Origin of the sequence: Caballeronia sp. LZ032 (genome assembly GCF_031451315.1) — a bacterium.
Taxonomy (GTDB): domain Bacteria; phylum Pseudomonadota; class Gammaproteobacteria; order Burkholderiales; family Burkholderiaceae; genus Caballeronia.
The window spans coordinates 500600-514465 of the sequence record NZ_JARUXP010000002.1 but is presented as its reverse complement, the minus strand read 5'-3'; the positions used below and the strand labels follow the sequence as shown (position 1 = coordinate 514465).

The 13866-nt window shown below is 64.1% G+C and carries 11 protein-coding genes; all 11 read left to right on the top strand.

Annotated features, from left to right (window positions below; genetic code table 11):
* Positions 1 to 147 precede the first annotated feature (147 nt).
* Positions 148 to 1476, top strand: coding sequence for an MFS transporter (locus QCE69_RS17805; RefSeq protein ID WP_309932114.1), 1329 nt, complete (start codon positions 148 to 150; stop codon positions 1474 to 1476).
* Between the two features lie 36 nt (positions 1477 to 1512).
* Positions 1513 to 2163, top strand: coding sequence for a DUF4286 family protein (locus QCE69_RS17800; protein ID WP_309932113.1), 651 nt, complete (start codon positions 1513 to 1515; stop codon positions 2161 to 2163).
* A 704-nt stretch (positions 2164 to 2867) separates the two neighbouring features.
* Positions 2868 to 3944 (top strand): type VI secretion system protein TssA, encoded by a 1077-nt coding sequence (gene tssA, locus QCE69_RS17795; protein WP_309932112.1) that lies wholly within the window; start codon positions 2868 to 2870, stop codon positions 3942 to 3944.
* Between the two features lie 59 nt (positions 3945 to 4003).
* Positions 4004 to 4576, top strand: coding sequence for a type VI secretion system contractile sheath small subunit (gene tssB, locus QCE69_RS17790; RefSeq protein ID WP_309920978.1), 573 nt, complete (start codon positions 4004 to 4006; stop codon positions 4574 to 4576).
* A 118-nt stretch (positions 4577 to 4694) separates the two neighbouring features.
* Entirely contained in the window at positions 4695 to 6152 is a 1458-nt protein-coding gene (tssC, locus tag QCE69_RS17785) for a type VI secretion system contractile sheath large subunit (protein ID WP_309906520.1), read from the top strand.
* A 61-nt stretch (positions 6153 to 6213) separates the two neighbouring features.
* Entirely contained in the window at positions 6214 to 6696 is a 483-nt protein-coding gene (locus tag QCE69_RS17780) for a type VI secretion system tube protein Hcp (RefSeq protein WP_309920975.1), read from the top strand.
* Between the two features lie 121 nt (positions 6697 to 6817).
* On the top strand, positions 6818 to 7348 hold the full coding sequence (gene tssE, locus QCE69_RS17775; protein ID WP_309932111.1) for a type VI secretion system baseplate subunit TssE: 531 nt from the start codon (positions 6818 to 6820) through the stop codon (positions 7346 to 7348).
* Positions 7348 to 9216: a type VI secretion system baseplate subunit TssF gene (tssF, locus tag QCE69_RS17770; RefSeq protein WP_309922873.1), complete on the top strand. Its 1869-nt coding sequence runs from the start codon at positions 7348 to 7350 to the stop codon at positions 9214 to 9216. Before tssE ends, tssF begins: the two co-directional genes overlap by 1 nt.
* Positions 9180 to 10346 (top strand): type VI secretion system baseplate subunit TssG, encoded by a 1167-nt coding sequence (gene tssG / locus QCE69_RS17765; protein WP_309932110.1) that lies wholly within the window; start codon positions 9180 to 9182, stop codon positions 10344 to 10346. Before tssF ends, tssG begins: the two co-directional genes overlap by 37 nt.
* A complete protein-coding gene (tssH, locus tag QCE69_RS17760) occupies positions 10339 to 12942 on the top strand; it encodes a type VI secretion system ATPase TssH (RefSeq protein WP_309932109.1) in 2604 nt (867 codons plus the stop codon). The genes tssG and tssH overlap by 8 nt, the downstream gene beginning before the upstream one ends.
* Positions 12943 to 12984: 42 nt before the next feature.
* Positions 12985 to 13866: type VI secretion system tip protein TssI/VgrG (locus QCE69_RS17755; RefSeq protein ID WP_309932108.1), on the top strand; the 882-nt coding region annotated here is incomplete at its 3' end.

The following is a 13866-nucleotide window of genomic DNA, read 5'->3' as shown; positions in this document are numbered from 1 at the left end:
GCGCGTTCGTCGCCTGTCGCATCAGCATTTTCATTTTAATTAGCATCCCGATGCGAAGGGACGCGCACGCCTGCACGATCGGCAACAGCATATCTTCCGGGAGGAGACAAATTGGAATCGGCACACGCAACAAGCAGCAAGCAATCGATGGCGAACCGCGCCGTCAGTGCGGCGACCTTCGGCACCGCACTCGAATGGTTCGACTTCACGCTATACGGTTCGGTGGCCGCCACGGTCCTGCCCAAACTGTTCTTCCCGGCGATGGAGCCCAGCTCCGCCCTGCTCGCCTCGCTGGCCACCTTCAGCGTGGGGCTGGCGGCACGGCCGCTGGGCGCGATCATCTGCGGCCATTTCGGCGACAAGATCGGCCGCCGCAATCTTATGCTCGGCACCGTCTCGGTGATGGGCATCACCTCGGTGCTGATGGGCCTCTTGCCCACCTACGCGCAGATCGGCATGCTCGCGCCGATCCTGCTCGTCCTGTTGCGCATCATCCAGGGCTTCGCGCTGGGCGGTGAATCGACGGGCGGTCAGCTGATGGCGCTGGAACACGCACCCGCCGACCGGCGCGGCAAGTACTCCGGCCTGATCGGCATGTGCGCGCCGCTCAGCCAGATCCTCGCCAATGCGGTCCTCTTGCTGTTGTCCGCGACCATGAGCGCCGATGCCTTCACGCGCTACGGCTGGCGCATTCCCTTCGTGATGAGCGTCCTGCTCGTGCTCGTGGGCATCTATATCCGGCTGCGCGTCGCCGAGACGCCCGCCTTTCTGCAGATGAAGCAGTCCGCCGTCGCGTCGGTCAGCAGTCCCCTCAAGGATGCATTCCGCCTGCACTACAAGACCATCATCCGCATGATGCTGTTCTTTTGCGGTCCCACCGCGCTGTTCTATCTCGCGGTCGTGTTCACGCTCGGTTATCTGACCAACACGCTCGGCGTGCCGAAGCAAACCGGCTTCACGCTGCTGATGATCGCCAACGCATGTGCCGTCGCCGGCTCGATTCTCGGCGGCCTGCTGAGCGACCGCATCGGCCGCAGGCGCGCGCTGATGCTCGCCTCGGCGGCGACCCTCGTCATCATGTTGTTCTATTTCCCCGTGCTGGGCACCCGCAGCTTCGTGCCGATGGCCATCGCAATGGGCCTGTTCATGGGCTTCACGCAAGTGCAGACCGGCATCCAGCCCGTCGCGTTCGCCGAAGCCTTCCCGACCAACGTGCGCTATTCCGGCTCGGCGCTGGCCTTCACCGGCGCGAGCCTGTTCGCGGGCGGCCCGATTCCGGTGGTCGCGACGTGGCTGCTGAACCTGAGCCATGGCTCGCCGTGGCCACTCGTCGCGCTGGTCGCGGCATTGAACGTGTTGTCCTTCTGCATGATCGCGATCGGGCCGGAGACCGCCGGCGTGGATCTGAACCGCCTGGATTCCGCCGATGAAGTCCTCGGCAAACGCGACGCCGGCGCGCAGCAGGCCAGCTTTTGAGCGACATCTTATCCATCAAATCGAACGAGGAAGCCGATGAACGAATCACACCGCGGCCTGCTGGCTATCTGGAGCACCATCGCTCCGGAAGCCGAAACCGACTATCTGCACTGGCTCACGCGCGAACATGTGTTCGAGCGGGTGAGCGTGCCGGGCTTCTGCTCGGGACGTGTCTTCAAGCGGCGCGACAGCAAGCCGTCCGAGTACCTGATGCTCTATGAACTCGACCATGCCGAAGTCATGTCGAGCGAGGGCTATCTGACGCGGCTCAACGCGCCCACGCCGTGGACCCAGCGCATCATGCCCACGCTGATGCACTTCCGGCGCGGCGGCGGCACGCTGAGCCATGAAGCGGGACATGCGCGCGGTCATGGCAGTCACATCGCGATCGCACGCTTCGAAGATGACATACCCGCTGCGCTGACCGGCGAGCGCCTGGATGCGCTTGCGCAACTGGACTGGGTCGTCGCGGTCCGCGTGATGCGCGTGCAGTCCGATTCGACATCCATCTCCACGCGCGAGAAGTCGATGCGCCGCAGTGAGGAAGGCGCGTTCGCCGGACTCATCGTGATCGAAGCGTTGGACCGCGCTTCGCTTGATCGTGCGGTCACGGCAGCAAGCCGTGACGTTCCGGAACTCGACGGCGCGTTTCGACTTCACGACGCGGTCTTCGGCAGTCGTCGATAACTTCGACGCATGAAACGAGGCGCGTGATGAAAAGCCCCATCAAGCGCCCCATGTCCTGCAAGATAATGAGAGCCTCGAAAGAACCATGGTCGTGTGACAAGAATCCCTGTTTCCGTAGAATATTCCAGTAATATGGATTCGTTGATTTGTAAGTTATACCCGTCAACGATTTCTGCTATCGATCGATTTGCCGCAACAGAATTCAAAACATCAAAAGCGCGCAGTCGTCATGCAAAACAGTGATATGTCCATTATTGGTTTTCAGCGTCTAACATTGACTCCGTCGATTGTGAAGATGCAGTTCCGGTGCAGCGGATCGGCTTGAACGCCGCGCAGGAACTCGAGCGGAACCAGCAAGCCAGCGGCCCGCCTGCCTCTCAAGTCAGGAAGCAGCAGCGCCGCGCGCAAGCAGGATGCGCGCATCATTCAGACGCAAATCATCCCTGAATCGAAGCCCGGTTGCCCGTCGCGCAGTCCAGCGACGGTCGTCCGGTTCCCGTAATTCGTCCCGCGTGCTTTCACGCCTGAGTCTGACGCGTCCGTCATTTCCATGACGTCGATCGCGACGTATTTCAAACCGCCTGACTTCTTTTTTTCCAGCCCCAATGGATGTATTCCACGGCGTCTGGAATGAAAGCCGGGACGGCAGCCGATTCTTATTCGTCGAACGCAAGATGCACATCTCGTCAGATAACGCAGCCGCCATGGAAGCCGATCCGCATGACAGCTCGCTGCTCGAGCCCGTCGCGGATGAGGCGCCGTGTGGTGACGAGCTGAGCTACGACCAGGCGTTCATCGATCTCGAACGACTCGCTGTCGGCAAGACCGAACAGCAGTTCGGCTCGACGATCATCCCCGCTGAAAACCCGGACTGGCATCAGGTGGCTTTGCGGGCGAGCGGACTGTTGAAGCGCACCAAAGATCTGCGGGTCGCCACGCTGCTGACACGCGCATGGGTCGAACTGGATGGGCTGGCCGGATACCGGCGCGGCGTCGCGCTGATCGCCGAATTGCTGGAGCGTTATTGGCCGGCGCTGCATCCGCGCATCGAGACCGATGGCGAAAGCGATCCGCTGATGCGCATCAATGCGCTGCGCAATCTCGGCGATCCCGAAAGCATCGGACGTGCAATCCGCAACGCCACCATCCTGCGCCTGAAGCAAGGCAGCCTGAACATGCGCGACGCCGCCGCCCTCCTCGATGGCCATGCCTCGCAGGCGGCGGCATCGCTGAATCTGGATGGACCCGAACTGCGTCAGCAGCTTGTGCTCGCGGCGAATGCGCCGCACAGCCTCACCGCGCGCATCCCGGAGATTCTCGCGGCACTGAAGCACATCGCGCAGACCGTGCAGCGCGAACTCGGCGATAGCTGGGTGCCGGACTTCCGCAGTGTCGAAGCGCCCTTGCGCCTCATTGGCGATGCCGCGCAGCCGCTTCGCGGCCAGGTTGCCGACGCGCCGCTGCCGCTCGATGACCACGGCTCACCGCATGAAGCGCTCGCCGGCGCGCTGCCCGATAGCACAGCCGAGCCGCTGCCGAACCCGGTGCATCACGCGTTGCGTTCGCGCGCCGAAGTGATCGCGTTGCTGCAGAAGGCCTGCGCCTATCTCGAGTTTCACGAACCGGGGCACCCGGCGCCGCTCCTCATTCGTCGAGCGATACGGCTGATGGGCATGAGCTTCTACGAGATCGTGCGGGACATGATGCCGGCCGGCATCCCGCAACTCGACGTACTGGCGAACAGCCCGAAGCCGGGCGAACCACCAGTTCAGCCAGGCTGAACGATGCGGCCTGGACGGCCAACCCATGCGCACACGAGCAAGCTTACTGGAGGCAATCCGTGACGAAAGCAAAACAGACCCGATCGCGTCAGGGCGGTCAGCAATTCATCGGCAGGAATCGTGCGCCGCGCGTGCAGATCGAATATGACGTCGAGATCTACGGCAGCGAGCGGAAAGTCGAGATTCCCTTTGTCATGGGCGTGATGGCGGACCTGGCGGGCGATACCCGCAAGGTGCAGCCCGAGATCGGCGAGCGCAAGTTCCTCGAAGTCGATATCGACAACCTGGATGAACGCATGAAGTCCATCCAGCCGCGCGCTGTGTTCCAGGTCCCGAACAAGCTCGGCGGCGATGGCCGCCTGCAAGTGGATCTGACCTTCGAGAGCATGGACGACTTCACGCCGGGCCGGATTGCGCGCAATGTCGACTCGCTCAGTCATCTTCTGGACGCGCGGACCCAGCTCGCCAATCTGCTTTCGTACATGGACGGCAAGAATGGCGCGGAAGAACTCCTCGCAAAAGCGCTTGCCGATCCGGCGCTGCTCAAGGCGCTCGCCAAAAGCGCGAAACCGCAGGACGACGCATCCACGGCGCCGTCCGACGCAGCGCAGCCGGGCGAACAGGACGCCTGAGCGCGTCCCTGCCTCGCGAACGCCACGACATGGACAGCGCAGACTTCACTGACGGAATAAACGCATGACGACCACCAGACACGCCGAGCACGCCGAGCACGCCGACCACCCGCAGACGATGGAGGTGGATCACTTCAGGGATCTGCTGAACAAGGAGCTCAAGCCGACGACGGATCAGGCGCATCAGGCCATCGAAAGCGCGGTGAAGACGCTTGCGCATCAGGCGCTCGAACACGCCGCCGTGATGTCCGCCGATGCCTATCAGGGCATCCAGGCCATCATCGCGGAGATCGACCGGAAGCTGTCCGACCAGATCAACGAGATCCTGCATCATCCGGCCTTCCAGAACCTCGAATCGGCCTGGCGCGGCCTGCACTACCTCGTCACCAACACCGAAACCGACGAGATGCTGAAGATCCGCTTCATGCCGATCTCGAAGAAGGAACTGGCGCGCACGCTCAAGCGCTACAAGGGCGTGGCCTGGGACCAGAGCCCGGTGTTCAGGAAGATCTATGAAGAAGAGTATGGACAGTTCGGCGGCGAGCCGTTGGGCGGACTGGTCGGCGACTTCTATTTCGATCACAGTCCGCCCGATGTCGAGATGCTGGGCGAGCTGTCGAAGATCGCGGCGGCGGCGCATTGCCCGTTCATCGCGGCGGGCTCGCCTTCGGTCATGCAGATGGATTCATGGCAGGAACTTTCCAATCCGCGCGACCTGACCAAGATCTTCCAGAACACGGAGTACGCCGCCTGGCGCGGTCTGCGCGAGTCGGACGATTCCCGCTATATCGGCCTGACCATGCCGCGCTTCCTGGGCCGCCTGCCCTACGGCATCAACACGCTGCCGGTGGATGAATTCGACTTCGAAGAGAACACCGACGGCGTCGATCACCGCAACTACATGTGGATCAACTCGGCCTATGCGATGGCCGCGAACATCAACCGTTCGTTCAAGCACTACGGATGGTGTACGTCGATTCGCGGCGTGGAGTCGGGCGGCGCGGTGGAGAACCTGCCGATGCATACGTTCCCCTCCGACGACGGCGGCGTCGACGCCAAGTGTCCGACCGAGATCGCGATCAGCGACCGTCGCGAAGCCGAGCTGGCGAAGAACGGCTTCATGCCGCTCGTGCATCGCAAGAACTCCGACGTCGCCGCGTTCATCGGCGCGCAATCGCTGCAAAGCCCGAGCGAGTACTACGACAACGCCGCCACTGAAAACGCGCGCCTGGCGGCACGGCTGCCGTATCTGTTCGCCTGCTGCCGGTTTGCGCATTACCTGAAATGCATCGTCCGCGACAAGGTCGGTTCATTCAAGGAACGCCGGGACATGGAGAGCTGGCTCAACGACTGGATCATGAGCTATGTCGATGGCGACCCGGTCAATTCCTCGCAGGAAACCAAGGCGAAGAAGCCGCTTGCCGCCGCCGAGGTCATGGTCGAGGAAGCCGACGACAACCCAGGCTATTACACCGCGAAGTTCTTTCTACGCCCGCACTATCAGCTCGAAGGGCTCACGGTTTCTCTTCGGCTGGTTTCCAAGCTGCCATCGTTAAAGGAAGGCAGTGCTTCGTAGCAACGTTCGTCACGATCACCGTGGCGATACCCTTGTTTCATTTAATCCCGGAGAACTGAAAATGGCTGTTGATATGTATATGCGGGTGGATGGCGTAACAGGCGAATCGAAGGATGCGAACCATCAGGGCTGGTCGAACGTGCAGTCCTATGCGTGGGGCGCGAACCAGCCCGGCAGCATGGCTTCCGGCAGCGGCGGCGGCTTGGGCAAGGTGAGCTACAGCGATCTGCAGGTGACGGCGCCGATCGACAAGGCATCGCCCGCCATTTTGAAGTACTGCTCGAACGGCAAGCACCTGCCGACGGTGGAAATCTCCGTCTGCAAGGCCGGCGGTACACAGGTCGAGTATCAGCGCATCACGCTCAGCGAAGTGCTGGTGACGTCCGTCACCCATGCCGCCGCCAGTACGGGCGATGCCGTGCTCGTGACCTACACGTTCCAGGCCGCGAACGTGCAGCAGCAGTACTGGGAGCAGACCGACCAGGGTAATCGCGGCAGCGCGAGCACGCTCTCGTGGAACATCAAGCAAAACCAGGAAGCCTGACGCACCGAGTCTGAATGTGTGGCGCCGGGCGGACGCATTCGCCCGGCATGCAACGTCATGATCCTGGACCCTTTGCCGGCCGCAAGGCCCCGACCCACTCGCATCAACCACCGCGAGCAGCATGCGCAAATTGCCATCACGTCATACGCAACCGGCCGGACGCCGGCTGACGCCCGTCTTGCTTGACCGCCTGACCGATCAGGCGCCGCACGAAAGGCGCGAAGCGGACGGCGCCTTCATGCTGACGCGCGCGTTGCTGCGCGAATCGGTGCTGCGCGACTTGCGCTGGCTGCTCAACACGACGAACCTCGAAGCGACTGTCGATCTCGCCCCGTATGCGGGCGTGCGCGAGTCCGTCATCAACTTCGGCACGGGCGCGCTGGCGGGCCTGCGGATGTCGGAGATCGAATGGACCGACATCGAACGGACCATCCGCGAGGCGATCCTGGCGTTCGAGACGCGCATCGTTCCCGACAGTCTGCAAGTGAAGTGCGTCGAGAACAACAGCGACTCCCTGTTGCATCACAACCTGCTGGTCCTGGAGATTCGCGGACAGATCTGGGCCGTGCCCTATCCCTTCGAGTTCGTGTTCCGCTCGGAAGTCGATCTCGAGAACGGCTACATGGTGCTGCAAGCGCCGGGGAACGAATGATGGACGGCCGCCTGCTCGACTATTACAGCCGCGAACTGAGCTATCTGCGCGAACTGGGCGCGGAGTTCGCCGCCGAGTATCCGAAGATCGCGGGCCGGCTCGGCATGCGCGACACGGAAGTCGTCGATCCGTATGTCGAGCGTCTGCTCGAAGGCTTCAGCTTCCTGGCCGCGCGCATCCACCTGAAGATGGATGCCGAGTTCCCGCGCTTCTCGCAGCGGCTGCTGGAACTGGTTTATCCCGGCTATCTGTCGCCGCTGCCCGCCATGGCCATCGTGCAGATTCCGCCCGATCTCGACGTCGGCAATCTCGCGAGCGGCTATACCCTGCCCGCCGGCACCGCCCTGCGCGCCAACGTGACCGCGGGCGAACAGACGGCCTGCGAATTCAGGACCGCGCACGAGGTCACGCTGTGGCCCATCCGCATCACGGCGGTGCGCATGGAGCCGGCGCCGGAAGACTTGCCGTCCGCCTTGCTCGACCCGCAACGCACCGTGCGCAGCGTATTGCGCATCCGCCTGGAAACCGACGGCGCGGCGCGCTTCGCCGACCTGCCACTCGAACGCCTGAGCTTCTTTCTCGGCGGCCAGACGCAGCAGGCGCAGCATCTGCTCAGGCTGCTGCTGGGCGAGCGCGTGGTGGCCGCGGCTGTGCGCGATCCGGCCAGCAAGACGCCGCTCTACCGAAGCCTGCCCGCCGATGCGATCCGTCACGAAGGACTCGATGCCGGCCAGGCCCTGCTGCCGGACGACATGCGCGCATTCAGCGGGCATCGCATCCTGCACGAGTACTTTGCGTATCCGTCGCGGCTGCTGTTCTTCAGCATCGGCGGATTGCGCGACGCATTGCGCACGGCCGGCACGGCGTGCGAGCTGCTGGTGATGTTCGACGAGCGCGCGGAAGAACTGTATCGGTCGGTCGATGCACGCAGCCTCGCGCTCTATTGCACACCCGCCGCCAACCTGTTCCCGAAGCGCACCGACCGCATGCCGGTGTCGCGCCGGCAGCATGAATATCACATCGTCGTGGACCGCTCGCGGCCGCTCGACTACGAGGTGTACCGCGTCAACCGCGTGACGGGACACGGCGGTCCCGAAGGCCGAGAGCAGACCTTCCTGCCGTTCTATTCCCCGCATGCGCATCAGCGCAACAGCGCGGGTTGCTACTTCTCGACGCGCCGTGAACCGCGCCTGTCCAGCGCGCGGCTGCGCGGTCATCACCGCAGCGATTACGCGGGCAGCGAAGTGTTCGTGTCGCTCGTCGATCAGCATGAAGCGCCGTTCAGCGGCGAGCTGCGCCACATATCCGTGGATGCGCTGTGTACCAATCGCGATCTCGCCATCCTGATGCCGCTCGGCGCGAAGGCCGACTTCACGCTGACCGTATCGGCGCCGGCGGGAACCATCAAGGTGCTGAAGGGACCGAGCGTGCCGCGTGCGTCCATCGCGGAGAACGAGATCACCTGGCGTCTCATCAGCCATCTGGGCCTCAACTATCTGACGCTTACCGATCTCGACGGCACGCAGGGCGCCGCCGCCTTGCGCGAGCTGCTCGGGCTCTATGCGGACCTCGCCGATCCCGCGCTGACGAAGCAGATCCAGGGCATCCGCAGCGTGCGCGTCGAGCCCGTGTGCCGCGCGCTGCCGCATGCGGGTCCGATCATGTACGGCCGGGGCGTGTGCATCACCGTGCTGCTCGAGGAAGCCGTCTTCGAACCGTACGACATGCATCTGTTCGGCGCCGTGCTGGACCAGTTTTTTGCGCGCCATGTATCGCTGAACAGCTTCAGCGAACTGGTCATCGAAACCTTGCAGAGAGGAGAGATCGGACGATGGAAGCCCCGGATCGGCTGCCGGCCGACAGCCTGACACAGGCGGTCTACGGCCGGACCGAAGAGGCTCCGTCCGTCAGACCCGCCCCGCCGCCGCGCGAGGAGCGGCTCGACCGTCTGCTGGAGCAGGCGGCGGCCGCGCCCTACGAGTACGACCTGTTCGAGCTGATGCGCTGGATCGATGCCTGTGCGGTCACGCCGGTGCGGCTCGGCCGTGCGTCCCATCCGCGCGACGAGCCGGTGCGCTTCGGTCAGCGTCCGTCGCTTGCGTTCGCACCCGCGGCCCTCGCCGAAGTACGCCGCGATCAGCGCAAGCGCGCGCAGGTCTCGGTATTCGGCTTCGGTCTGTTCGGACCCAACGGTCCGATGCCGCTGCATCTGACCGAATACGCCTACGAGCGGGCGCGCAATCACGGCGATACCTCGCTGGCCGGCTTCGCGGACCTGTTTCATCACCGGCTGATCGCGCTGTTCTACCGCGCCTGGGCGAATGCGCAGCCGTGCGCGAGCCTGGACCGCGCAGGCGACGCCCGCTTCGACGACTACTTCGCGAGCCTGATTCATCTCGGCCAGCCGTCGCTCAAGGGACGTGGCGCGGTGGCGGACCACGCGCGCTACTACATGGCCGGGCATCTCGTCAGGCAGACTCGCAACCCGGAAGGCCTGTGCCGGATTCTCGCCGATTACTTCGGCGTGAAGACGCGCATCAACGAATACGCGCCCGGCTGGATCGCCATTGAACCGGCGCGCCAGTGCGCCTTGCCGCTCCGGCTGGGCGCCAATGCGTCCGGCGCGGGCGCGGTTCTGGGCCGCGCGGTGCGGGATGCGCAGCATGGCTTCGAGATCGTGATCGGGCCGTTGCCGATGGAACGCTTCCGCCAGTTCCTGCCCGATACCGAAGCGGCGATGCAGCTGGCGGACTGGGTGCGCTTCTATGCCGGCGACGAACTGGACTGGAACGTCAGGGTCCTGCTGGCGCGGGCCGATGTGCGCGGCGCGAGCGTCGGCATGCAGCAGCGCCTGGGCTGGGACACCTGGGTCGGCGAGCGCCTGAGTCCCACCGATGCCGGCGACCTCGTGTACGGCCCCGGCATCGTCGCCCATCATGCGCGCCAGCGGCGCGCCGAACAGACCCGAAACGAATCGCCTGTGACCTGCCATGACTGACATCAACCGTCCCGCCCTGTACGGCAAGCTCAATCCGTTCCTGTTCCGCTCGCTGGAAAGCGCGACGTCGCTGTGCAAGCTGCGTGGCAATCCGTATGTCGAGCTGGTGCACTGGCTCCATCAGATGCTCGCCGAAAACGACAGCGACCTGCATCGTCTGATCGTGCGTTTCGATCTCAACGCGGGCCGGCTCGATCACGATCTGTCCGTCGCGATGGACCGTCTGCCGCGCGGGGCCAGCGCGATCGCCGACTTCTCCGCCTTCATCGATGAAGCCATCGAACGCGCATGGGTCTACAGCACGATTGCCTATGGCCGCGCGCGCATCCGCAGCGCGTTCCTGCTGGCCGGCATCCTGAAGACGCCGTCGCTGCGCAATCAGCTGCTCGCCACGTCGCAGCAGTGGGGCAAGCTCGTCCCGGATCTCGTGATGAACGAGATTCCCGCAGTCATCGCCGGGTCCGCGGAGGACAACGACAGCGCCGATACGCCCGAGACCGAAGCCGCCCCGGAAGGCGCCGCCGCCGAGTCCGCGTTGCAGCGCTTTGCCGTCGACATGACGGCGCAGGCGCGCGCCGACCGCATCGATCCGATCACGGGCCGCGAGTCGGAGATCCGCCAGGTCATCGACGTGCTGATGCGCCGCCGTCAGAACAACCCGCTGCTGACCGGCGAGGCGGGCGTCGGCAAGACGGCCATCGTCGAAGGACTGGCCTTGCGCATCGCCGCCGGCGACGTGCCGCCCGCCCTGCGCGACGTCACGCTCTATTCGCTCGACATGGGACTGTTGCAGGCGGGCGCCAGCGTCAAGGGCGAGTTCGAAGCACGCTTGCAGCAGATCATCAGCGAGGTGGAACGCAGCACGCGGCCGGTGGTGCTGTTCATCGACGAAGTGCATCGGCTGATCGGCGCGGGCGGCGCGCACGGCACCGGCGATGCCGCCAACCTGCTCAAGCCCGCGCTCGCACGCGGCCAGTTGCGCACCATCGGCGCGACGACCTGGAGCGAGTACAAGAAGTACATCGAAAGCGATCCCGCGCTGACGCGGCGTTTCGAAGCCATACAGGTGCGCGAGCCCTCGGAGGACGAAGCCGTCGCGATGCTGCGCGGACTGGTCGGCCGGCTCGAACGGCACCATCGCATCATCATTCTCGATCAGGCGGTGGATGCGGCGGTGCGCCTGTCGAACCGCTATCTGCCCGCGCGGCAATTGCCCGACAAGGCCATCAGCCTGATGGATACCGCGTGCGCACGGGTCGTCGTGGGCCGGCATGCGCCGCCGCCGGCAGTCGAGGATCTGCAACGCCGGATCAGCGCGCTCGAAGCAGAACAGGCCGCGCTGGAACGCGAACGGCTGATCGGCCTGCCGGTCGAGATCAGGCCCGCGCTGGGCGAGGCGCTGGCCGAACGGCAGCAGGAACTCGCGGCGTCCGAGGCGCGCTGGAAGCAGCAGCGCGAACAGGTGGAAGCGATCGTCGCATTGCGCGCCGAACCTCACGATCCGCAGGAAGCCAGCGACCGCCGCGCGACGCTTGCACGCCTGCGCACCGAACTCGCCGCGCTTCAGGGCGATACGCCGCTCGTTCAAGTGGACGTGGATGTGGAAACGATCGCGGCGGTGCTGGCCGACTGGACCGGCATTCCCGCCGGCAGGATGCTGCGCAACGAAGCGCAATCGGTGCTCGCGTTGCCGCAGACGCTGGCGCGCCGCGTGATCGGGCAGCCCGCCGCAATGGATGCGATCGCGCGCCGCGTGCAGAACGCGCGCGCCGCGCTGGACGATCCGCAACGGCCGGTCGGCGTGTTCCTGTTGTGCGGTCCGTCGGGTGTCGGCAAGACGGAGACAGCGCTGGCGCTGGCCGAGGTGATGTATGGCGGCGAGCAGAACCTGATCTCCATCAACATGAACGAGTTCCAGGAGTCGCACACGGTATCGACGCTGAAGGGCGCGCCGCCGGGTTATGTCGGCTATGGCGAGGGCGGCATCCTGACTGAGGCGGTGCGTCGGCGGCCGTATAGCGTCGTGCTGCTCGACGAGATGGAGAAAGCCCATCCCGATGTGCAGGAAGCCTTCTACCAGATCTTCGACAAGGGCTGGATGGAGGACGGCGAGGGCCGGCGCATCGACTTCCGCAACACGATCCTGATCCTGACCACCAATGCCGGTGACGCCGAGATCATGCGTCTCGCGCAGGAAGAGCCCGCACCCGCGAGCAGTCAGGTGGAACGGCGCATCCGCGATGCGTTGCGCGAGTATTTCACGGCCGCCTTCCTCGGCCGCCTGACGGTGGTGCCGTTCTATCCGCTCTCCGGGGCCGTGTACGAGGAAATCATCGCGATGCGGCTGCGCACGATCGGACGGCGCCTCGCTGAACAGCACGAGATCGCGTTCCATCACACGCCCGAGGTGGGCCTGCTGATCCACGAGCGCTGCGCCGAGGTGGAGTCCGGCGGCCGTTTGATCGATTCGATCATCACGCAGTCGCTCCTGCCCCTCATCAGCCGCGAAATCATCTCCGCGCTGGCCGAAAACCGCACCTTGAATGAAGTGCGGATCTCCGTCGAGAACAATGAATTTCAAGTCACGCTTTGCTGAACCGGATTTCCCCAGGTCTTAATCGATAGTGAGCAGAAAGAAATGGCACAGGTCGTAACCGCGTATTGCAGCGCATTTGATGTCGGCACTCTCAGTTTCCGCTCCATGACAGGAAACGAAGCCCTTTCCACCCTCTTCGACTTCGAGGTGCAACTCGTCTCGGGCGATGCTTCGCTCGATCTCAAGAGCGCCCTCGGCAAGTCACTCACGCTGGAGATCCAGCCGCAGGTCGGCGCGCTGCGCTATCTCGACGGACAGATCACCCGCTTCGAGTTCAATGGCCGCGAGACGCTCACCTCGCGCAGTTATATCTATACCGCCACATTGCGGCCTTCGCTGTGGTACCTCACGCGTTCCATGAACTGCCGCATCTTCCAGGAGAAGACGGTTGTCGAGATCATCCAGGAAGTCTTCTCCGCTTACGGCTTTCCGGTTACCAACCGCCTGAGCGCCACCTACCGCACCTGGGGTTATTGCACCCAGTTCCAGGAGACTGACTTCGCCTTCGTCAGCCGTTTGATGGAGCAGGAAGGCATCTATTACTACTTCACGCATCAGATGGGCCAGCACACGCTCGTGCTCGTCGATGACATGAGCGGCCACGACGCCCTGCCCGATTACGCCTCGCTCCCTTATCTCGCGCCCGATCAGATTGCGCTGCCCGAGACCGAAGGCGTCGATCGCTGGCACACCGAGGACAATGTCACTACGGGCCGCTACGTCGTCGATGACTATGATTTCCGCAAGCCCAAGGCGGACCTGCAAAGCCAGCAGGCCAACCCGCTCAGCGATGAACACGGCTCGTACGAGAAGTACAACTGGCAACTCGGCTATGTCAATGGCGACGAGGGCAACCATTACTCGCGCGTGCGGCTCGAAGAAGAGCAGACCGGTAGCGAAAGCGCTCATGGTCACACCACGATT

Excerpts from the sequence above, each read along its gene's own strand:
- QCE69_RS17805 (WP_309932114.1), top strand. The coding sequence starts at position 148 with ATGGCGAACCGCGCCGTCAGTGCGGCGACCTTCGGCACCGCACTCGAA.
- QCE69_RS17800 (WP_309932113.1), top strand. The coding sequence starts at position 1,513 with ATGAACGAATCACACCGCGGCCTGCTGGCTATCTGGAGCACCATCGCT.
- tssA (WP_309932112.1), top strand. The coding sequence starts at position 2,868 with ATGGAAGCCGATCCGCATGACAGCTCGCTGCTCGAGCCCGTCGCGGAT.
- tssC (WP_309906520.1), top strand. The coding sequence starts at position 4,695 with ATGGAGGTGGATCACTTCAGGGATCTGCTGAACAAGGAGCTCAAGCCG.
- QCE69_RS17780 (WP_309920975.1), top strand. The coding sequence starts at position 6,214 with ATGGCTGTTGATATGTATATGCGGGTGGATGGCGTAACAGGCGAATCG.
- tssE (WP_309932111.1), top strand. The coding sequence starts at position 6,818 with ATGCGCAAATTGCCATCACGTCATACGCAACCGGCCGGACGCCGGCTG.
- tssF (WP_309922873.1), top strand. The coding sequence starts at position 7,348 with ATGGACGGCCGCCTGCTCGACTATTACAGCCGCGAACTGAGCTATCTG.
- tssG (WP_309932110.1), top strand. The coding sequence starts at position 9,180 with ATGGAAGCCCCGGATCGGCTGCCGGCCGACAGCCTGACACAGGCGGTC.
- tssH (WP_309932109.1), top strand. The coding sequence starts at position 10,339 with ATGACTGACATCAACCGTCCCGCCCTGTACGGCAAGCTCAATCCGTTC.